This window comes from Paenibacillus sp. J22P143, assembly GCF_059692035.1.
This window is the reverse complement of record NZ_JCAUAQ010000002.1, coordinates 405,648-428,154: the sequence shown is the minus strand read 5'-3', so window position 1 is coordinate 428,154 and position 22,507 is coordinate 405,648. Positions and strand designations below refer to the sequence as shown.

Annotated in this window: 11 protein-coding genes and 1 pseudogene; all 12 read right to left on the bottom strand. The window is 40.6% G+C overall.

All coding sequences use genetic code 11. The features are described 5' to 3' along the window. Positions 1 to 14: 14 nt before the first annotated feature. Positions 15 to 1,574 (bottom strand): response regulator, encoded by a 1,560-nt coding sequence (locus AC58PQ_RS05670; protein ID WP_497240983.1) that lies wholly within the window; start codon positions 1,572 to 1,574, stop codon positions 15 to 17. Then, on the bottom strand, positions 1,561 to 3,243 hold the full coding sequence (locus AC58PQ_RS05665) for a sensor histidine kinase (protein ID WP_497240982.1): 1,683 nt from the start codon (positions 3,241 to 3,243) through the stop codon (positions 1,561 to 1,563). Before AC58PQ_RS05665 ends, AC58PQ_RS05670 begins: the two co-directional genes overlap by 14 nt. Before the next feature lie 60 nt (positions 3,244 to 3,303). Beyond that, a complete protein-coding gene (locus AC58PQ_RS05660; protein WP_497240981.1) occupies positions 3,304 to 4,659 on the bottom strand; it encodes an ABC transporter substrate-binding protein in 1,356 nt (451 codons plus the stop codon). Positions 4,660 to 4,765: 106 nt separating this feature from the next. After that, complete coding sequence (locus AC58PQ_RS05655) at positions 4,766 to 5,596, bottom strand: carbohydrate ABC transporter permease (RefSeq protein ID WP_497240980.1); 831 nt, start codon at positions 5,594 to 5,596, stop codon at positions 4,766 to 4,768. A gap of 24 nt (positions 5,597 to 5,620) precedes the next feature. Continuing rightward, positions 5,621 to 6,556 carry a carbohydrate ABC transporter permease gene (locus AC58PQ_RS05650; RefSeq protein WP_497240979.1) on the bottom strand — a complete coding sequence of 312 codons (936 nt, stop codon included), beginning with the start codon at positions 6,554 to 6,556 and terminating at the stop codon, positions 5,621 to 5,623. Positions 6,557 to 6,772: 216 nt separating this feature from the next. Continuing rightward, positions 6,773 to 7,942, bottom strand: coding sequence for a helix-turn-helix transcriptional regulator (locus AC58PQ_RS05645; RefSeq protein WP_497240978.1), 1,170 nt, complete (start codon positions 7,940 to 7,942; stop codon positions 6,773 to 6,775). A 100-nt stretch (positions 7,943 to 8,042) separates the two neighbouring features. After that, positions 8,043 to 8,267, bottom strand: a pseudogene (locus tag AC58PQ_RS05640) (DDE-type integrase/transposase/recombinase); the annotation flags it as partial. A gap of 220 nt (positions 8,268 to 8,487) precedes the next feature. Continuing rightward, positions 8,488 to 10,026 carry a response regulator transcription factor gene (locus tag AC58PQ_RS05635; protein ID WP_497240977.1) on the bottom strand — a complete coding sequence of 513 codons (1,539 nt, stop codon included), beginning with the start codon at positions 10,024 to 10,026 and terminating at the stop codon, positions 8,488 to 8,490. Positions 10,027 to 10,780: 754 nt separating this feature from the next. After that, positions 10,781 to 10,924, bottom strand: coding sequence for a hypothetical protein (locus AC58PQ_RS05630; RefSeq protein WP_497240976.1), 144 nt, complete (start codon positions 10,922 to 10,924; stop codon positions 10,781 to 10,783). Positions 10,925 to 10,992: 68 nt separating this feature from the next. Continuing rightward, a complete protein-coding gene (locus AC58PQ_RS05625) occupies positions 10,993 to 15,861 on the bottom strand; it encodes a discoidin domain-containing protein (protein ID WP_497240975.1) in 4,869 nt (1,622 codons plus the stop codon). A 611-nt stretch (positions 15,862 to 16,472) separates the two neighbouring features. Then, positions 16,473 to 18,131, bottom strand: a complete 1,659-nt coding sequence (locus AC58PQ_RS05620; protein ID WP_497240974.1) for an S-layer homology domain-containing protein — start codon at positions 18,129 to 18,131, stop codon at positions 16,473 to 16,475. 93 nt (positions 18,132 to 18,224) lie between these two features. Then, entirely contained in the window at positions 18,225 to 22,265 is a 4,041-nt protein-coding gene (locus tag AC58PQ_RS05615; protein WP_497240973.1) for a DUF7402 domain-containing protein, read from the bottom strand. Positions 22,266 to 22,507: the final 242 nt, after the last annotated feature.

Sequence of the window (22,507 nt, the reverse complement as noted above, 5' to 3'; positions counted from 1 at the left end):
CTGTCGAACTAGCTTTACACCATACTCCGGTCTTTGCTTGGATTAATTTTGTAAAATCTCTTGTATAGTTTACTGAAATAAAATATATCTTGAACACCGATTCTATCGGCAATTTCACTAATGGCGAGTGGAGTTGTCCGTAAAAGCACCCTTGCTTGTTTCATCCGAACCCCTTCCACATATTCAATAACGGATACGCCCTGATGCTCTTTAAATAGTTTAGAGAAATGAGACCGACTTATGTTAACGTGATTACTGACATCATCCAAAGTGAATTTGTTTCGGTATTGTTCATGGATATAGTTTAAAGCTTTGACAATTTCTATCCGATGTGTGCCCAAATAATGATATTCATTTAGCCATCGTTCAAATATGGATTTATAATCAGTTAACCGAAAGGCTTGTTTGTGGCTTATTTCCGATTTCAAATCCTCCGGGACTGCAAATCCCTTTTTCTCGATAAAAGTGATCAGGAATTTTAAATCTTCTTTAACCGTACTAGACGGACGCTTTAAATAACGGATCAAATCAAAAAAGGACTCGATCCACATCGGCAAATTTGAAATTGCGGTGTAGTTGTTGTCGTTTTCCATCTCCATGTTTTGAAAAAAAGTATATAAATCTATATCTTTGCTTGTAGATTCGCACTCAACTGGTGAAATGAGGCACGCTGGCGTGCAGTAAAATAATTGTTTCATATCGTTGACCGAATGACGGACCATCTTAAATAATGAATCTAACGTAGTGAAGTCATATCCCGTTATTAATGAAGATTCCAGTTTTAAAAATTTCTGCAACGCAAACTGAACTTCTTTCATTTTCTCAGTGTGCTTCTCCCTATTGCATTCACCGAAATCCAGAAGTATAAATCTAGCGCTTTCTAAATGAAATAATTCATTTTTAGGATGAAATTGTTTAATGACCTCTACGGCTACATTCATAAAAGCGTATATGGCAAGATCTGTCTTATTGTTAAATTTTTCTTCACACCATTCAGAAAATCGGTCCACTTCAAGCAGTGTAAACATCGACTGGGGTTCCTCGAACTGGAAGACTTGGACGTTTAGTTTCATTGACCTTTTGATTAATTCAGCCGAATTAATACGCTGATGCTGCCATTCATAAAATAATGAATTTTGAACCATTAACTGTTCATTGTAGTCCAAACTTCCTTTGTCCGAACTTTGATTTCGCGAATCTTCGTAAGCCTGATTTAATTCGGAGACAAGGCTTTCCTTATTGATAGTTGCTTTAAGTAAATAATTTTTCGCCCCATAACGCAAAGCCATCTGAGCAAGGTCAAACTCTGCAAAGTTGCTTATTACAATTGACCATAACCGGGGATAGTGAATCTTACACTGTTGTATCAACTCTATACCATCCACGATAGGCATGCGAATATCTGTCAGCATAATGTCCATGGCATTATTCTTTAATACATCTAATGCATCTCTACCATTTTCCGACTCCCATATCTCAATGCCACTGCCCTCCAACATCCACTTTATGTGTTTACGGACAGGCGCCTCATCTTCAACAATCAAAAGCTTCATCCAAGCGTCAGCTCGTTTCATCTGGAATAAATACCTGAATGCAAGTCCCTATTGATGGGGAACTCTGAATATCAATATATGCGGAGCCCCCATAGTGAAGCAACAATCGATCTTTTACATTCGCTAACCCAATAGATTTTCTCGATTTTTGTGTCTCCCTATTTATAAATCCGTTTCCATTATCTTGAACGGTTAACTTCATTCCACCCTCTTTAAACTGTGCGAATATTTGAATCCATCCGGTTGGTTTACCAGCAAAAGCATGTTCAAAACAATTTTCTAAGAGCGGCTGTATAAGCATACGTAATACAACCTTTTCCATCATCTCCTCTTGAAAATGAATATCGACTTTATATTCGTCACCAAATCTAGCATTTTGTATCTCTATATACCTAAGTAAATACTCTTTCTCTTCTTTCATCGTCCAATGAGAATTTTCCCTATATAATTGCTGTCTTAGAAGAAATGAAAGAGATAGTATTAATGAACTTATCCTTTGCTGTGAGGTGGAGTCAGCAATAAATCGAATTGTACTTAATGTATTTAATAAAAAATGTGGATTCATTTGTTGCTGAAGCATTTCCATTTCCAATTTCCTTTTTTCAGTAGAAGCCAGTTCAAAGTTTTTACGAGAGGTCGTCAGATTATGGACCAATTGGCGAAGTATTTCTGATAATTCAACGATTTGGTAATCGGATTGAATCGATATCGTTAAATTGGGTGAATTCGATGTTAATTGCTTGGATAAGGATCGTATTTGATTAAATATTTTTCTAGTTGTCTGAAGTACCACTGCCATAATTCCAAGATAAATAATTAATATCACTACAATCGTCATAAATACAACGAAACTAAACAATCTCAACTGGTTGTTTAAAAAATCCGTACTTTCCAATTGATATAAGTACCAATTCGTTGGATTTAGCTGCTTCATGCTGTGAGTACTCGTGCTTTTCGATATTTTCTCTACTTTTTGATCACCATCTATTTGAGTTGAAAACAAACTTTCGTGATTTTCATTTTCAATTACATAATGTCCCCCATCGTTTTTTAGAATATCTTGTATATATGAAATAGGGATAACGATTGAGATCATCCCCTTTTTTGTAGCAGTTCCGGGGTTAAACAGCCATCTTGTGAATACAATAAAGCTTGTGGAATCTCCATTTATTTGAGGACAATCTATCATAGACCATTTGAAACTATAAAAAATATCAGCTTCTTCCCAGTCCATGATTGTTAGAACCCGTTCCTGCAATTGTTCCTTTCTTAATCCCAGCCGAGATGTGTCCGATTGATAAATATTGCCGTTGTTGTCACGTAGAACTACCGCATATTTTTCATTGAGAAAGAAAGCATATTGTAGCCTTTCTATCGCTTCTAAATAAATTTTATTTTTCTCAATATCGAAAGGATCCTTCACCTCAAGTGAACCTAAAAATTGCCTATCGTTAATAAATAGATTTGTAGCCATAAATATTCTTTGAAATAAATCTTGAACACGAGAAGATGTTTGTTCCATCCTGAATTGATTAACCTCGTTCACCTTGCTCACCAAAGTTTGCTCCGTAAATCGATAAACAAAAAAGAGTACCAACGATAAGGGAATGAAAACGGCCACTAGCAAAAAAATCAATCTGCGCTGAACCGATTTAGGACCTGAATACCGTTTGTAACTCCACAACATCATGCTTCTTCTCCTTGTAAAAGTTCTATGCCCGCCTCTAATCAGACGGGCATAGAAAGTTACTTATTTATTTTTTTGTTCTTGAATCACTTTGTCGACTTTTTGTTTAATATTTTTCAAAGTATCATCCACCGTTACTTTTCCAGTGTAATATTGTGTAATTTGATCCAAGAAGGTTGCTTCATATTCAGATGGCGCACCTAAAATTGGTTTTTCTTCGACATTAATTACATTTGTGTCACCGCCAAACAGATATTTGACTTGTTCCACAGTAATTCCGTCATCTTTCAATTTATCTGCTAGTTCCTGATAATACTTGTTCGCGTCAACTTTATTATACATTGGAAGGGTTCCCGTACTCAAGGTGTAATCCGCAACATATTCTTTAGCGAATAACAACGCTTCTTTGGCATGTTTTGAATTTTTAGGAACAGCCAACGAATCGATGCTTGACCAGTTCATATGCTTTCCAGCCATTTCCTTAGGTACAGGCATTGGCGCAATTCCAGCTTTCCAATCACGTGGGAATTTGTCTTTTTTCGTCGCAGCTAACTGTGCATACCATTGGGCACCAACAACCATTCCGTAATTCCCATTCCAATAAGATAAGAAATCTGTATTGTTGGAGATATATTCCGCTACTGGCATTGCTGCTTTCTTCACATTGATAACATCATTCATCCATTCTAAGCTGCGTTTGAATTCAGGTGCATTAATATTGCTCAAACCATCTGAGGAATAAAACTTGCCGTCCGTTAATTGACTGCCGAAACCATAGTAGTACATGCCCCAATTGTTATAGAACATGCCGTACACTTTATTTTTACCGCTTTCATTATTTGTTAATTTCTGAGCGGTGACAGCATATTCGTCCCAAGTCATTGGCACTTTAGCATCGGGATAGGGGACCTTAGCATCATCGAAGACTTTTTTATTATAATACATCATCCAGTTGTTTTGTTGAATAGGGAATCGATAATATTTCCCATCCTTGTCCGGTTTGAAATTACCGAAATCTTTACTCATATCTACGCCAGCTTCTTTGGCTGCTTCGTCAATTGGCATGAGGAATCCTTTATTAATCGCGTCAAACTGATCTACACCATTGCCCCATACTAAATCGACGACTGAGCCGCTAGCTAGCATGACATTGCGTTTATTAATATATTGTTCATGAGGGACTGAGATCGGATCAATCTTAATATTCGGATATTTTTTTTGAAAGCGATCGATAAAAGCCTTAAACTCCGGTGTATCCATGTACTCAGAAATATTCAATACCTCAAGTGTCACGGTGTTTTTCGAGCTTGCAACAGTACTTTCTTTTGAACTGCTCGTCGAACTGCTTTTGGAACTACAGCCAACTGTCGTGAAAACTAGCGCACAAGATGCAGCAATAATTGATAATTTTTTGATCATGTTTTCATCCCCTTAATTTGTTTTTGTACAATTCTATTATATGTTGAACTGAATTTGATACTGAATGGAATAAATGCTTGGTTTATTTGTAGAATTGTCTGTTCTGTTATCCTTTAATTCCTGACGAAGTCACACTCTCGATAAATTGTTTTTGTAGAATTAAAAATACAGTTAATACAGGTACAATGGCAAGGCACGCCAGCGCCATTTGTTGTGCATAGTCTTTACCAAATTGAGTTTGGAAACTTTGTAAGCCCATTGGTATTGTATAAAGATCTTTAGATTTCAAAAAAATAAGGGGCTGATAAAACTGATCCCAGATCATAAAGAAACTGAGTATGCCTAGTGTAATCAATGGAACTTTAGCTAAAGGTAGTGCTACTTTCCAAAAAGACCGTGTAATTCCGCTACCCTCCATGTACGCAGCACTAATTAATTCACGAGGAAAACTTAGAAAAAATTGTCTCATCATAAAAATGGATAAAATGTCTAAGATGTTTGGAATGATTAATGCCCACCTTGTATCCAATAGATGAACAAAACGAAATGCAATAAACTGTGGTAATAAGGTAAGCTGATACGGTACAAATAAGGTCATTAAGAACAGGAAAAATATAGCTCCTGAATACTTGAATTTTAAAAAACCAAATGAATATCCACCAAATGCAGCAATAATTAAACGGAATATCACTGAAAAGACGACAACAAATATAGAATTGTATAACCATGTTAAAAAAGGCGTGTTGAGCCAAATGTTTCTGTAATTCTCAAAATTCATATGTCCCAAATGCAAGAAGACAAATGGCTTTTCAAAAACTTGGCTTTCAAATTTAAAAGATGTCGATACCATCCAAAGCAGCGGAGTGATAAAGATTAATCCAATTATGATAAATATAAGTGATTTTATACCTTGTTGAACATTAAATCCACTTTTCACAGTTATCCTCCTCCCATTATCATGTTATTGATAAAATACCCATTTCTTTTGTGCAATCCAATTGATCCAAATTAACAATAAGGTTATCAAGAAAAGGAATACACCGATTGCAGATGCATAGGAGAAATCAGAAAACTCAAATGCGGAACGGTAAATATAATAGGTAAGTGTAGTTGAACTGAATGCAGGTCCACCTTTGGTCATTAAAGCCATTTGATAGAAAGCTTGAAGCCCGCCGATAATCGTGATCAGTAGAAGGAAAAAGGTAGTTGGCGAGATTAACGGCAACGTGATATGTCGGAATCTTTGCATGAGATTGGCTCCATCAATTGAAGAAGATTCATAGTAATCGTTCGATACTGCTTGCAACGCGGCTAGGAATAATATGCAATGATAACCAACGTCTTTCCATGCTCCAATGATAGCAAGAACAGGCAGTGCCCAATGCGTATCCACCATGTATTGCGGAGGCGAAGTGACACCCAAGCTCATTAGTAAACTATTTAATGGTCCTTGCGTTGGATGCAAAAAAACATTCCAAACGACTAATGTTGCTACATAAGTGGTGATATAAGGAATAATGAAAAATGTTCTGACCAAGCCTCTCATATAGAGTTTGGCATTTAGGATTAAAGCCATTGCAAGTCCCAGTACAAGGGTCAATGGGACATAAATCACCAAATATACGCCTGTATTTTGAACTGATTTCCAAAAATCTTCTTCATGAATCATTTTGCTATAATATTTCAACCCCTCAAACGAAAAATTCCCTGACATGAGGTCTACTTTATAGAAGCTCAAGAAAAAAATTCCCAGTATCGGTAACAAAACAAACAGGAAAAATCCAATAATACTAGGGATTGCGAATAAGAAACCGACTTGCTTTTCGCGTCTCTCCAATGAATATCCATGGCGAAACTTCTTTTTTGCAGGTTGAGTAAGTGTATTGATCTTCTCCACGGGTTGCCTCCTATTAAATTGATTGAATATAGTTATATTATCTTCTATTTCAAATGGACTCGGAATGGAGCAAATGCTTGACTCATTTGTAATATTGTCTTATTTGCCAGGTTCCTAAAAAAAATAAAAGCCCTACGAATTTTCTCGTAAGACTTTGACTCGCAAAATGGTGCACGATTCTAATTACTCGTCATTACTTCATCCGAAAACTTCGTACTACGGATGCATATTTCGATATTCCTGTGGAGAAAAGCCCAAATATTTCTTGAATCGATTAGAAAAATAAGCCGCATCGTTAAATCCTGTCATTTCCGCTACTTGATAAGCTTTCAGTTCAGGATGTTTAAGCAGCTTTTTTGCTGCATCAAGCCGAATTTCCGTAAGAAACACAATAACATTTTTGCCCGTTTTCTTCTTAAACATCACACTGAAATACGCTGGATTCATATATATGTGCTCCGAGATCGCAGATAAGGTTAAATTTCGATTGAAATTTTCTCTCATGAACTGTATTGATTGCTCAACTGTGCGACTTTCAATTCCCCCTCTCTTACCTTGATGAATCTTGTCGTTCAACAGTTGGAAAACCGGCTGCATTTTCTCGTAAAAGGAATCCCCCTTCTCAATCTGATCAATCTGTTTGCCTATCTGGAGATTATGATTATTGCCAAATCTCCCCTTAACAAAATATCTTAAGAGAAAAACCTTTAATTCTTTCTGTATTGCATTCAAAGCCGTTACGTGCAATCCAGCATTCTTGATCTCTTCGTTCCATTCTTTGAGCCGATCAATGATCGTCTGGGCATGTTCAAGTTCGAAAAGCGCCCACAGCTGATTCAAATATCGATCTGAACATGTATTTCGATAGCGGCAGGCGGCTTGAAAAGTCATAACCATACCTTCATCTGATATCATACGGTATTTCAACGCCTGCTTCGATTCGAAATAGCCATCTGCGATGAATGGCACAGCATGCGATTGCGAAATACCGACGGAGATCGAAAGCTTCAAATATTTCCGATATTTCACCTGTAGATCATGACAAATTCCAATCGCTGATTCTAAATCGGAAGTTTGCACGAAAATGACAAGACATTCATCAGTGTCATAAAAACACGCTAAAGAATTCGTAATCTCCACGGCCATAGTATGCGCTGCATATTTCAACAAGCACCAGTCGTGATTGTCATAACTTGCTTTCACTTCAACTAATCGATCAAACCTTATCGAAATAACATGATATTCTGCAGTCGTAAGTCGAATACCTATAGAATTTGCTTTCATAATAAAATCTTCAGGTGATTGTAACACTTGGCGGTTCATCGCATTACGTAAGAACTCATTTCGGATCATATATGGATGCTCTTGAATCCCCCCATTCTGCAAAAGATCCTCCTCCTCGGCACCTCAATATAAACAAAGGTAATCAATAATCGGTTGTCGTGCAAGAATAAAAATGGATAGCAAATACCCAACAAATTGTAATTTAACATGCCACTTTACCAAATATTTTATTGAGCCATTCAACAGAAGTTAGGACAGACGAATTATTTTCGGCCTGCCCTTTCCTAATCATATGCAAGGCCTCGATTCCCTTCAACGTCTGTTCTGCAGTCTGAAACGTTTTGAAACCAAGCATTGGTTTTGTGATTTTCTTTATGAATCGATGATTTTGTTCAACAATGTTGTTTAGATACTTAGTTTGTCTAACCAATGTTTCTTTTGGCTAAGCTGATACGTTCCCAAATCCTGAACGCTGGTTGCGCCATTAAATGGGTTCGAGCTTCTCCAAGTCTTTTTAAGACTAAACCTATTATAAGTAGTCAACAATTAAAAAAACATGGAATTTCATCCTTTGCCATTTGTAAAATCAGATCAGTTTTTGTTGGAAGGAGGAAGTCTTACCTTCTTCCTATCTTGTAAACTGTTCTCTACAACATATTCCGGTCTTTACTCGGATTAACCTTATAATATCTCTTGTATAGTTTGCTGAAATAAAATATATCTTGTACACCGATTCTATCGGCTATTTCACTAATGGTTAATGGCGTTGTTCGAAGTAACACTCTGGCTTGTTTCATGCGGACCCCTTCCAAATATTCATTAACGGATACTCCCTGATGCTCTTTAAATAACTTAGAAAAATGAGATCGACTTATGTAAATGTGATTACAGATATCATCCAAAGTGAACTTATTTTGATAATGTTCATGGATATAGTTTAATGCTTTTACTATTTCTATCCGATGTGTGCCCAAATAATGATATTCATTTAACCATCGTTCAAACATGGCTTTATAATCGCTTAACCGATATGCTTGTTTGTAACTTATTTCAGATTTCAATTCCTCTATAACCGCATATCCCTTTTTCTCGATAAAAGTAATCAGAAACCTCAAGTCTTCTTTAACTGAACTAGGTGGTCGCTTTAAATAACGGATCAAAACAAAAAAAGACTCGACCCACATCGGTAAATTGGAAATCACCGAGTAGTTATTGTCGTTTTCCATCTCCATGTTTTGAAAAAAAGAATACAAATCAATATCTTTGCTAGCAGGCTCGAACTCATTTTGTGAGATTAGGCATGCTGGCCCACAATAAAATAACTTTGTCATATCGTTGACCGAATTACGGATCATCTCTAATAATGAAGCTAAGGTTGTAAATTCATATCCCGTTATTAAAGAAGCATCAAGTTTTAAAAATTGCTGTAAAGCAAGCTGCACTTCTTTCATCTTCTTTGCGTGTTTCTCATTCTCACATTCATCGAAATCCAAAATTATAAATCTGGCGTTTTCCAAATGGAATAATTCATTTTTCGGATGAAATTGTTTAATGACCTCTACGGCTACATTCATAAAAGCATAAATGGCAAGATCCGTCTTATTGTTGAATTTAGTTTCACACCACTCTGCAAACCGATCCACTTCCAGCAATGTAAACATCGACTTGGGATCCTTGAATTGGAAGACTTGGACATTCAATTTCAATGATCTTTTGATTAATTCTGACGAACTGATACGTTGATGCTGCCATTCATAGAATAATGAGTTTTGAACCATTAGCAATTCATTTGAGTCTAAACGACCTTTGTCCAAACCTTGATTTCGCAAATCTTCGTAAGCTTGATTTAATTCGGAGATAAGACTTTCCTTATTGAGGGTTGCTTTGAGTAAATAATTTTTCGCCCCATAACGCAATGCCATTTGCGCAAGGTTAAACTCTGCATAGTTGCTTATTACGATAGACCATAACCGGGGATAGAGAATCTTGCACTGTTGTATTAACTCTATGCCATCCACTATAGGCATGCGAATATCCGTTAGCATTATGTCTATTTCGGTACTCTTTAATACATCCAGAGCATCTCTTCCGTTTTCAGTTTCCCATACCTCAATGCCACTGCCCTCTAACATCCACCTCATATGTTTACGGACAGGTGCCTCATCCTCAACAATCAATAGATTCAAGAAAGATCAGCTCGTTTCATCTGGAATAAATATCCTAATGCATGTTCCTAAAGAGGGGGAACTTTGAATATCAAAATAGGAGGATCCCCCATAGTGAAGCAAGAAACGATCTTTTACATTCGTTAACCCAATCGACTTTCTTGATATTTGCGTTTCCCTCATCCATGAATCCGTTTCCATTATCTTGTACACTTATTTCCATTCCACCTTATTTAACCTGTGCGCATATTGGAATCCATCCGATAGGTTTACCAGAAAATGCATATTCAAAACTCCCTTATGCTATGCAATCGCCTCTGTGGCCGCTATCAATTCAAATAATTATAGCACTTATCTTACAAGGCATTATTATCAGTTTTTTGACTTTTATATTGATTTTTTCTGGGTTCGGTATCCGTGTACTTTTATGGTTCCAACTGATTCGCTTCCGACTACATGGACCTTATGGATTCTTCCCCACAGCAGGGGGAGTGGACCTCATCCAAGCTTGGAGCATGGCCTATGTTTATTCCAATCCAAAAAGATTGTATGAACGTTATCTAACACTGTTACGCTCGAGTATAACCGAATTTGTCGAGGACGAACTCCAGCAGGTTGTGAATCAACATGGGGGTATTATTATCTCTATGGATAGTGTGCAATCTGAAAAAGGGAATGAGTCACTTTATGTAATCCATTGCCATTGTTTTTTTGAATTTGTCATTCCATGACCGCCCTAGTTTTTTGCGTTGCTACACTTTTATCATAGTGATTTTCATGATTTACGACTATTGAAATTAGCTCCCGCAACTAAGCCATTGATATCTGCGGTTATTAGCTTACTTTCAAACAACTGAACTGCTGCTTCCAATGCGACTTTCGCATTATCCACCTGCTGCTGAGTCGCGTTCGAAATCATTGTAATAAAACACATGGGGAAATGAAAAGAGAAAAGCTGCGCTTTTCTCTTTCCTGTCACATTGGTTGTTAGTTTAGAAGCAGTTGCGCGATACCAGCTAAATCGATAATATCGATCTTACCATCATGGTTAAAGTCGGCCATTTTAGCCTTATTCCAATCCAAACTAAGCGTGGTCTTTCCATAATTCCCTGCTACAATAGCCAAGTCTCCAATACTTACATGACCATCACCATTGATATCTCCTGGCAAGACAGGGATGATCAACAGATTAAAGTTCTGCAACGACTGGTTTAACGTATTGGCCGCATTATCGATCTGCTGCTGGGTAGCCGCAGGATCCGAGTTCGTGGTTTTAGCTGCGTTAATAGCAGACAACAACACAGCTTTGGAACCTACCGGATATTGACCGGCTAGAGAACCCTCTACCGCTTGATCGTATACGGACTGCGCTGTGTCAATCACCGCTTGTAAGGATGTACGATCAACAGGGATAATCGATACCATGAATGAAGTCAATGCGGCTCCCGACTCTTGACCCAACGCATTGGAAACGGTAGCATCGGTCAGGTTCAAGTTGACCTGTGTTGACTGTGGGAGCGACCTCGATCTCCAATTGATCTTGAATACATCTCCGCTTGTCGTTAATGCTCCCATTGCCCCTTGAGCTGCTGCTATAATTCTAATTTGTCCTGCCACGTCAGCCTTGATCTCAACCGCTGCGAATCCGGGTTTCAACGGTTCCACCGATACAAAATCAATGCCATTTGTTCCAAAGCTTAATGTGATATCTGCTGCATATACCGAGGAATTGACACTGTTTACCAGATTGCCAAAGCCTACATTCGTACTGAATAATGCTCCACTCTGAACCGAGGCTGGACCCGTTAGCGTTGCAAAAGGCAACGTTGGCGCAGGCGGTGTTTGTCCGCTTATCGTTATCGTCGTGGAACCTTGTACACCGCTGCCGTCCGCAGCTGTTGCAACCACTTTCACTGTCCCATCTTTGGCAGCTGTAACTAATCCATTGGCGTCAATAGTCGCTTTATCCGTTGCCGTGACGCCATCAGCCTCGTAGACGCTCCATGTTACATTGCTGTTTGTTGCATTGGCAGGCAGAACTGCAGCTTGCATTTGCAGTGTGCCATTCTTGTTAGTAATTGCATTCGCGCCTCCAGCACCGCTTACAGCGATCGATGCAACCGGCACGATCAGCGGTGTTTGTCCGCTTATCGCTATTGTCGTGGAACCTTGTACACCGCTGCCGTCCGCAGCTGTTGCAACCACTTTCACTGTCCCATCTTTGACAGCTGTAGCTAATCCAGTGATGTCAATAGTCGCTTTATCCGTTGCCGTGATACCATCAGCCTCGTAGACGCTCCATGTTACATTGTTGTTTGTTGCATTGGAAGGCATAATAGCAGACTGCATTTGCAGTGTTCCATTCTTGTTAGTGATCGCATTCGCGCCGTTCGCACCGCTTACAGCGATCGATGCAACCGGCACGATCAGCGGTGTTTGTCCGCTTATAGTTTCAAACTCAGTAATATTAGGCTGATTTCCCCAGCCGTTAGAATCAATCTTAGTCGATGTTACGTAAAACCTGATTTTTTGCGCTGTAATGGCAGGAAAATCGATTGTTCTTTTTGCGCCAATTGTCGTTCCTGTGTAAAAATCGACCCAACTGCTGCCATTATCGTATTGGATCTTATATCCTGTTATCCGATCTAGATATTCACCCAAAAGCACTTCATTGAACGTCTTATTGGAACCAAAGTCCAATTGCAACCATTCACCGCTGTTTCCAGTCGTTGCAGACCATTTGGAATTCCAATCGCCGTCAACTGCTTTTGCAGGAAGAAAACTTGAGTTATACGAGCTTGATGCAGTTGCAGTTGCAGGAATCGGTGTTTGTCCGCTTATCGCTATTGTCTTGGAACCTTGTACACCGCTGCCGTCCGCAGCTGTCGCAACCACTTTCACTGTCCCATCTTTGGCAGCCGTAAGTAATCCATTGGCGTCAATAGTCGCTTTATCCGTTGCCGTGACGCCATCAGCCTCGTAGACGCTCCATGTTACATTGCTGTTTGTTGCATTGGCAGGCAGAACAGCAGCCTGCATTTGCAGTGTGCCATTCTTGACAGTTATCGCATTTGCACCACCCGCGCCGCTTAGAGAAATTGATGAAACTGGCACGACGATCATATTAGTTTCAAACTCAGTAATATTAGGCTGATTTCCCCAGCCGTTAGAATCAATCTTAGTCGATGTTACGTAAAACCTGATTTTTTGCGCTGTAATGGCAGGAAAATCGATTGTTCTTTTTGCGCCAATTGTCGTTCCTGTGTAAAAATCGACCCAACTGCTGCCATTATCGTATTGGATCTTATATCCTGTTATCCGATCTAGATATTCACCCAAAAGCACTTCATTGAACGTCTTATTGGAACCAAAGTCCAATTGCAACCACTCACCGCTGTTTCCAGTCGTTGCAGACCATTTGGAATTCCAATCGCCGTCAACTGCTTTTGCAGGAAGAAAACTTGAGTTATACGAGCTTGATGCAGTTGCAGTTACAGGAATACTTCCCGCACGTTCGATATTCAATTCAGCAGCAGAGGCAAAATTACCAACGCCGCTGGTAGCCGTTAATTTTACATAATTAGCCGATGCGGGTGTAAATGCAGCTGTCTTTTGACTGCTGTCATTCGCCCATGTGCCTGATGCTGCGTTGGTATAATTAACTCCATCCGTACTTGTAGCAATGGTGTATCCCGTTATTACACCATTGGAACCGCCCTCTTGTCTTGGAAGGTATCTTAACTTGGCAACCTGATAAGTGCCTCCAAGATTAATCGTGATGGACTGCGGCAGATTTGTCATCGGAGACCATTCAGTATGCCAGATAGTAGAACTATCCCCGTCCAGCACTTTGCTAGCCTCATTACCGGGATGCTGGCTTGTTGCTGTTGCTGTCATTTGCGATTGCGGAATATCGTTCGGACCCGGAACCATTGGCGTATAATTGTTGCTCCGTGTTACCGTAAAACCTTGAGCCTGGTCGATTGTATCGGTATCCGTATACATATTGGACAGAGTTACCTTCTTGGATACCCCACTCTGTGCAAATGTATTTCCAGCAATGTTCACCGTTTTTGAACCTTTGGCGGTAATCTGCAATCCGCCTTCTTGAACCTGATTATTTTTAAAATTGAATCCATTAATGCTGCCGGCATAAATCGATGAAGTTCCGCCAGTCATTTTAAATGTATTATTGTTAATGCTAATGTTGCTGTGCACGGTTTGATCCGGGTTCGTCGAGGATACGCTTGGCTCAATGCTGATTACGGCATTGCCCGTGTTATTGAACGTATTGTTGCTGATTGTCACGTTTTTGACCATGCCTGATTCGAACCAGCTGTTGGCATCGTCAGCTATTAATATGGCACTCATTACCAATTGGTTGAATGTATTGTTGTCAATCAAAACTTTCCCGCGAGTTGTCATCAAGATGCCTCTTGTAGGAACGGATTCAAAAGTGGAATTCGTAATTGTGACATCTGGAGTCCAAGTAGCGTTTTCCACATAGTAATTATTGACGGTTACCGCGCTCGGAACATTTTGATTGAGTGTAAGAAGAATATTATAATCATCAACCCGGGTTACATTGCTTACTACAGCGCTCCCAACAGCAAGCAGCGTAGATCCCTGAATAAAGTCAATGGTATCGTTAACCGCAAAAGCGTCGAATCCCCAACTCTGATTTTGCATGAATCTTACCTTAACCTGGTTGGAAGCCGGTTTATCGACGATCCTTAGATGTGTACCGTGAACATTGATCGGATCATCATGAGCCCCAAAGAAATTGGAATTGTTAACCGTAATTTGGCCTTTACAACCGGAAATTTGCATAAAATCGGCCATTGATGCATTTGTTCGCCCACTGCCTATTTCTGGTGCGAAATTTAGTTGCTGAAAGTCAAGGTTTTCGCTATATTGGCCTACGATGCCTAGTCCTGGAGCAGCGTAGAAGTTTACCCCTGTCCACGTTATATCCTTGCTCCTATTAATGAAAGCGCCTTCTTCTTTACGAGCGTCGTTTCTAAGCTGATAGGTTTGTCCGACAGTTAAGCTCGGGGCACTGGTGTAATTAAACCTGACTCTTCTGTTCCCCATATCCTGCGCACTGGTAGAGGCCGAAATAGGGTTAGATGTTCTCCACGTCTTTTTGGTATTTGGATCGTATTGTTGCACTTGAGTGACGTTAGCGTACCCTCTCGCTACCCAATTGTCTGTCGGGTTGCCATTAATGTCAACCTCACCTGTCCATTGAAGCTTATTATTTACAAACTTATACAAGGAATCCGGATGTACATCCATATCAATGTAATTGCTGCCAACTGCTGCCACCGTCATTTCAGACATAACCGGCCGCTTGAAATTAAAGCTAATATTATTCATGTTCACATTAATGGCATTGTCAAATACAATGGGTGTCATCACACCATGGAACATTAGCGTTGACCCATTCCCCCGTATCGTCAAATCGCTGATGTTTTTAAATAAAAGCCCAACTTTTCTCCACCCGCCTGGTGATTCTGCTGCTGTCGATGCATTGGAAATATAATATTGAGCATCCAAGGCAGAAGAATCCTTAAAGTTATATGTGGCTGTCGGAAAATCCAAAATGACCGGTTTCGCGGCATTTTTGGCAGCTGTTATAGCTTCATTAACTGCGGGACCCGCATCATCCCCGGAATAAGTGACGGTGATGACCGAATAATTAACACCACCAATTGTTTCCGTGGTTTGGGTGTAATTGGTCGAAGCAACAACTGCACCTGCTGGTTGAATCAACATTGCGAAAGCTACTACAAATGCAGTTAATATCTGAAACATATACAATGAAATCTTCTTAATAAGACGCTTTTTAAGCATACTTTTCCCACCTTCCTTATTTCCTGAAACTTCAATTCGAACTTTGTTTCTCTTTCCGGAGAGAAACGACTGGCTGATTTTTACGCCCCCCCTTATACCTAAACAATTGATTTCGTAAGCGTATTCAAATTATACTTCATCACTTTCTAAGCACCCATGTAATTTCATCCGAATTCATTTGTATTTTCTAATGATTCTCGAATTAGGGAGCAGCGAAAGTCACGAGCTTCGTGCTTTTGTTCGGCGGGAACGACTCTAGTAGATAAATGTTCACTGTGTCGATAGTAATCGACAATTTGGATTACTACCACCTTCAGTTTTTTCGTCCATCTGCTAATTTTTACATTTTTCAAAGCAGTTGAATCAATGGGGAATACGATTGATTCAGGATCGGTATGGAGCATCACATGATTTGACTTGTAAAAAATTGTCTGCACAAATAGACCACCATGCGAAAGAGCTTTCGCATAGCGGTCTATTTACCTGCAATTACAAATATCTAATTGCCAAGGCACTGATTAATTCCATAATTAACATATCCCATGAAGACAAGTGCTAACGTGAGAACAAATGACATTGAAGAACGCATTCGTCGTGTTTTTCTTTTTCAACTAATAATTATAAATGTTATACATGAATTGCGCCGCTTCCGCCCGAGTCGTTGTTCCTTTCGGGTAAAGTTTGTTGTCGTAGCCGTTGATTAACCCTGACTTGACAAGAGTAGCGATACTGCTTGCAGCGTAATTTGAAATTTCCGGAGTATCTGTAAATGAGCCAAGTTCGGCTGCCATAGCGTCGACTGTCAGCTGCCCGCTTATTCTAAGCGCCTTTTCCGTCAACACCATCATATCTTCTCTTGTAATGGAAGCCTCAGGTTGGAATAGATTATCTCCGATTCCGCCCGCTATCCCTAAGCCTCTGGCAATCCTTACGGCTTCGTCATAATATACGCCCTCGTTCACATCTGCAAATCGATCGCCTAAAGGTCCTTGCAAGTTAAGCGTACGCAATAACAGCAATAGGAAATCTGCTCGGGTTACGTGTTCCAACGGACTAAATTCGCTGTCTGTCGTACCATTAATAATTCCTTTGGATGCCAAAACTTCAATGACATGTTTGGCCCAGTCCACGGAAGCGATATCACCAAATGTCTTTTGAACGAACGATACCGCATACGTGCTAAAGTGTGTCGTCGAGAACGTAACTTGACCTGTGGCTGCATCATACTTGCCATTCGGTACCGTATGAATGTTGCCTTGTCCATCGATATACCAGACGACGATATGCTCGGGACGTTTCTGTTCCTCCATGGTCGGCGAATAAGGTACACTCACGATAACAGGGGTCTTCGGGTTATTGAAAGCAATGGTTTGGCCGCCGGATTGAACGGTGAGCTCAATGACCGGATGAGATCCGACTTGATTCTGTACGCTTGCATTTAGCTTGCTGGTATCTGCTCGAGAGATAAGAAACTCGGTCTGGCTATCCGTCAAATCACCGTCTCGGAACATATTGCTTGGAATAACAATAGTGGCGATAGGTGTTTTAATTTCAATTTGATATTGTTTCTTATCGCTTGACATTAAATAAGAAGGTATCTGCTGAATATAGGTTTTTGCATCAGCTGTTTGTGGAAATTCAAGGCTGATCGTTCCTTTTCCACTTGGATCAGACTCGGCTTGCTTTTGAGCTTTTTCCCATGCAGCTGCATCAAGGGTTGACGTTGCAATGTTTGTTGCAGAGTCGACCTTCACTACAGGTGTTAGGATGGTCTGATCTGATTTCATTTTGCCATTACCGCCATTTGCCGATACCTTCTCGGCCACTGACATAAGTGTAGAATCTAACTGCGAATTCACGAGTTTCACACTGTTCAGCACAATATCGGCTGCTTCTTCATTCACTGCGCGGAAGGTTAAAGTGGCTAGTAGCGCATTTCCGTTTTGACCTGGTGTATTTCCAATTTGCGTATGTGCTACTTGAATTTTGTTCCCGTTCACAATAGGTTTTATTGCAAAGCCACCGCTTTGGCTGTCACCACTCACAAATTCTATCTTGCTAGAATCGAAAGTTAGATTAACCTCATACGCGTACATGTCATTTAACTGTTTTCCATTTACCTTTACTTGAAAACTGGCACCTGCCGCCGGGCTTTCGTTAGAAATGGACAATAGAAACTGCGGGCCTGCGTCTGCATGAATGACATTCTGAGGAAATGTAATCACAATTAAAAGCAATGCCAGCATATAGACGAGCAGTTTTTTTATCATCGGAGAAGTCATCCTTTCTTTCCTCCTTGCCATGCAAGCATGATTTTGAAAAGGGGGAGAACTTGAGTTCTCCCCTCATTATCAATATTCAGTTTAATGTATGATAGCTTTAGCCACGATCGCAAGGTCTGTAATATCTACCTTACCGTCTTTATTAACATCCGCTTTGGTATTCCAGCCAGACTGACCAGACTGCTTGCCATAGCTCGAAGAAACAATAGCCAAATCCCCAATGGAAATAGTTCCATTTCCATTGACATCTGCTGTTATTTTGTTGTTTTCGAATGCCTGAACTGCCGTTTCAAGCGCAGCTTTAGCATTATCCACCTGAACCTGAGTAGCATTCGGGTCATTAGTTGTCACACCCGCTGCACTTATGGCCGACTGAAAGATTAATTTGGATCCCGACAAATACTGACCGTCGTTATTTCCTTCTTCTGCAGCATCATGCTTTGCCTGAGCACTTCCGATTAAAGCGTTCAGTGATGTCTTATCCACCGGTACGGCAGGTAAAATAATTTGAATGCTGGAAGAGGCTCCGTTAATTTGCAATTCGTTACCTAGAGCGTTGGCAATTGTAAAACTACTTACACCAAAGGCTGTATTCGTAGTTTGGGTTACAGCTCTGGCGATAAAGCTAAATTTCAGTACATCTCCTTGGGGAACAAATCCATCAGTGTCTGTGCTTGCAAGAATAATATGAACATGCCCCGGCACTGTCTCTTTTTGATCGATGACTTGCAATCCGGAAACAAGAGAGGTCACCGTACCCAGCTGCATATTCACCACATCATAGGTAAGAGTCAGCTCTTGAGCATACACCTGCTGGTATACATTTTGCGTAACATTGCTTATTCCCATTGTTAGATCGAATGTTTGGCCAGTTATTACCTGCTGCCCACTGGTTAGGGTAGCCTGAGGCGATACTGGCACTGGTAATACTGTCACGCTGATACTAGTTGTCAATGCCACGTTGTTCGCATTTACAACTCCGTCAGGCAAAGTCACTGTTCCGTTCACAGTGAACGTCTGACCTGCTTGTGAAGACGGATCATAGGATGAAGTATTTACATCCCAAGTCACACTGGCATTCAGGCTTCCCGCCATATCGGTTACTAGTTGGACGGTTGCTGGCAAGCCAAGAGCTGCTGCCGTCTTCGCCGTTCCATTTGCAAGCCCAGTTATGGAGTCTGGTGCTGTTATTCCTACAACTTTTGGTGTTGCCGCCAAAACAGTCACATTAACGTTTGTTGTCAATGACACGTTGTTCGGATTTGCAACTCCGACAGGCAAAGTTACTGTTCCGTTCACAGTGAACGTCTGTCCCGCTTTTGAGGACGCATCATAGGATGAACCATTCACATCCCATACCACATTGGCATTCAGGCTACCTGCCGTATCGGTTACCAGTAGGGCGGTTGCTGGCAAGCCAAGAGCTGCTACCGACTTCGCCGTTCCGTTTGCAACTCCGCTGATGGAGGCTGGTGCTGTTATTTCCAGAACATTTGGTGTTGCCGCCAAAACAGTCACACTGATACTTGTTGTCAGTGCCACGTTGTTCGGATTTGGAACTCCGTCAGGCAAAGTTACTGTTCCGTTCACAGTGAACGTCTGTCCTGCTTTTGAGAACGCATCATAGGATGAACCATTCACATCCCATTCCACATTGGCATTCAGGATTCCCGCCGTTTCGGTTACCAACACAACCGTTGCTGGCAAACCGAGAACTGCTGCCGTCTTTGCAGCTCCATTTTCGACACCAGTAATGGGTGCCGCCGCTGTTATTCCAACAATATTAGATGGATTTTCACTAATGTATACTTGAATTTCGGACAGGCCATTATCGCCGCCTGTGCCTCCGGTTGCCACGAATTTGACCCATGTAACCGTTTTATCCGGGAAAGCAATTTCCTTTGCCGCGCTAGCTCGATCGATACCCGTTACGTTAATGCTGCTGCCATCGCTAAAAGATAGCGTACCTGCATTGACATCAGTGGTAGTTTGTTTGCGGTCATACAAAACAACTTTATTAATCGTTCGGCTGGTATCCCACGTCAGTTGTATCCACGGATTTAATTCATGAAGGGATGCCCATTCCCCGGAATTGATCCCGCCGATGATTCCGTCGACTGCATTTCTAGGAACATAAGTCGGGTTATAAAATGAGGAGGCCGTTACTGTCGACAAAGGCGCAATATTTGTGCCGAGATTTGCAGCATAAATGTTGCTTCTTGTTACCGTAAAACCTTGGGACGTGTCAATTGTGTCGGTATTCGTATACATATTAGACAAAGATATACCTTTGGTTACCCCACTCTGTGCAAACGTATTTCCTGTGATATTTACATTTTTCGAACCCTTTGCATTGATCTGAACCCCTCCTTGCTGAGATGTGTTATTGATAAAGTTGAATCCGTTGATGCTTCCAGCATTGATCGAGGTGGTTCCTCCCGTCATATAAAATGTATTGCCGCTAATTCTGATGTTGCTGTGTACGGTCTGATCAGGGTTCGTGGAAGACGCGCTAGGCGAAATGTCTATGACAGAATTCCCATTGTTATTGAACGTATTATTGCTTATGGTCACGTTCTTAACCATACCGGATTCATACCAACTGCTAGCATCGTCAGCTATCAGGATTGCACTCATTGTCAATCTGTTGAATTGATTATGATCAATTAGAACATTCCCGCGTGTCGTCACTAGGATGCCTCTTGTAGGAATGGATTCAAAAGTTGAATTGCTAATTGTGACATTCGGGTTCCACGTTACATTTTCAACATAGTAATCATTAACGGTTATCGAGCTTGGAACATCTCTATCAAGGGTAAGCAGGATATTATTATCATCTACTCGAGTCACACCAGTTACGATAGCGCTTTCAGAGGATAGAAGTGTTGAACCCTTTATATACTCGATACTATCATTAACCGCAAATGCATCGAATCCCCAGCTTTGCGATTGCTTGAATCTTACCATGATCTGGTTGGCGGCCGGTTTGCTGACAATTTGCAGATGAGTACCGTGAACATTGATCGGATCATCATGTGCTCCGAAGAAGTTGGAATTGTTAACCGTAATCTGGCCTTTGCAACCCGAAATTTGCATAAAATCGGCCATAGATGCGTTTGTCCGCCCACTACCCGTTTTCGGTGCGAAATTTAATTGATTAAAGATAAGGTTTTCACTATACTGCCCTACGATGCCTAGTCCAGGCGCAGCGTAGAAGTTTACCCCTGTCCAGGTTACATTCTTACTCCGGTAAATGAAAGCACCCTGTTCTTTGCGAACGTCGTTTCTAAGCTGATAGACGTGTCCAACGGCTAATGCCGGTGCGCTGGTGTAATTAAATCTTACTCTCCTATTTCCTAAATCCTGCGCGCTAGAATAGTTCGCAAAGGGATTGGATGTTCTCCACGTCTTTTTCGTATTCGGATCGTACTCCTGCACTTGTGTGATGTTTGCGTACCCTCTGGCTACCCAATTGTCCGCAGCAGCGCCAGTGCCGTCAACCTCTCCTGTCCAACTGAGCTTATTATTTACGAACTGATACAAGGAATCCGGATGAACATTCATTTCAATATAATTGCTGCCAACTGCGGCCACCGTCATTTCAGACATAACCGGCCGTTTGAAATCAAAGCTAATGTTATTCATGTTCACATTTACGGCATTGTCAAATACAATGGGCGTCATCACACCGTGGAACATCAGCGTTGAATCATTTCCCCGTATCGTCAAGTCGCTGATGTTTTTAAACAAAAGTCCGACCTTTCTCCACCCTCCTGGTGTCTGTGACGCAGTCGATGCATTGGAAATATAATATTGAGCATCGATGGCAGACGAATCCTTAAAGTTATATGTAGCTGTCGGAAAATCCAAAATGACTGGTTTTGCAGCATTTTGGGCGGCTGCAATAGCTTCATTAACTGCGGGACCCGCATCATCCCCGGAATAAGTGACGGTGATGACCGAATAATTAACACCACCAATTGTTTCCGTGGTTTGGGTGAAATTTGCTGAAGCAGCATTTACCTTCGGTGTCTGAATACCGATTGTGAATATAACTGCAAATACTGTGAGAATCAGAAACGTAGAAATTGAAATCTTTTTCATTTGAAGCATGTTAAACATACTTTTTTTCCACCCTTCTTTTCCCTAAAAATCTCAACTCGAATTTGCTGCATTTTCCATAGAGAAGCCTCTGGCTGATTTTGTCCCCCCTTAGCTAAACAAGTTTATTGTAAGCATAAATAGATTATAATCCATTACAGGTAATAACGATTTGTAATTTTGACTGAACCCATTTGTATTTTGTTATCATCTTACAAACCCAAGTAAATGCGCTTGCGTGAGAAATTTAATGTTTATTTTGA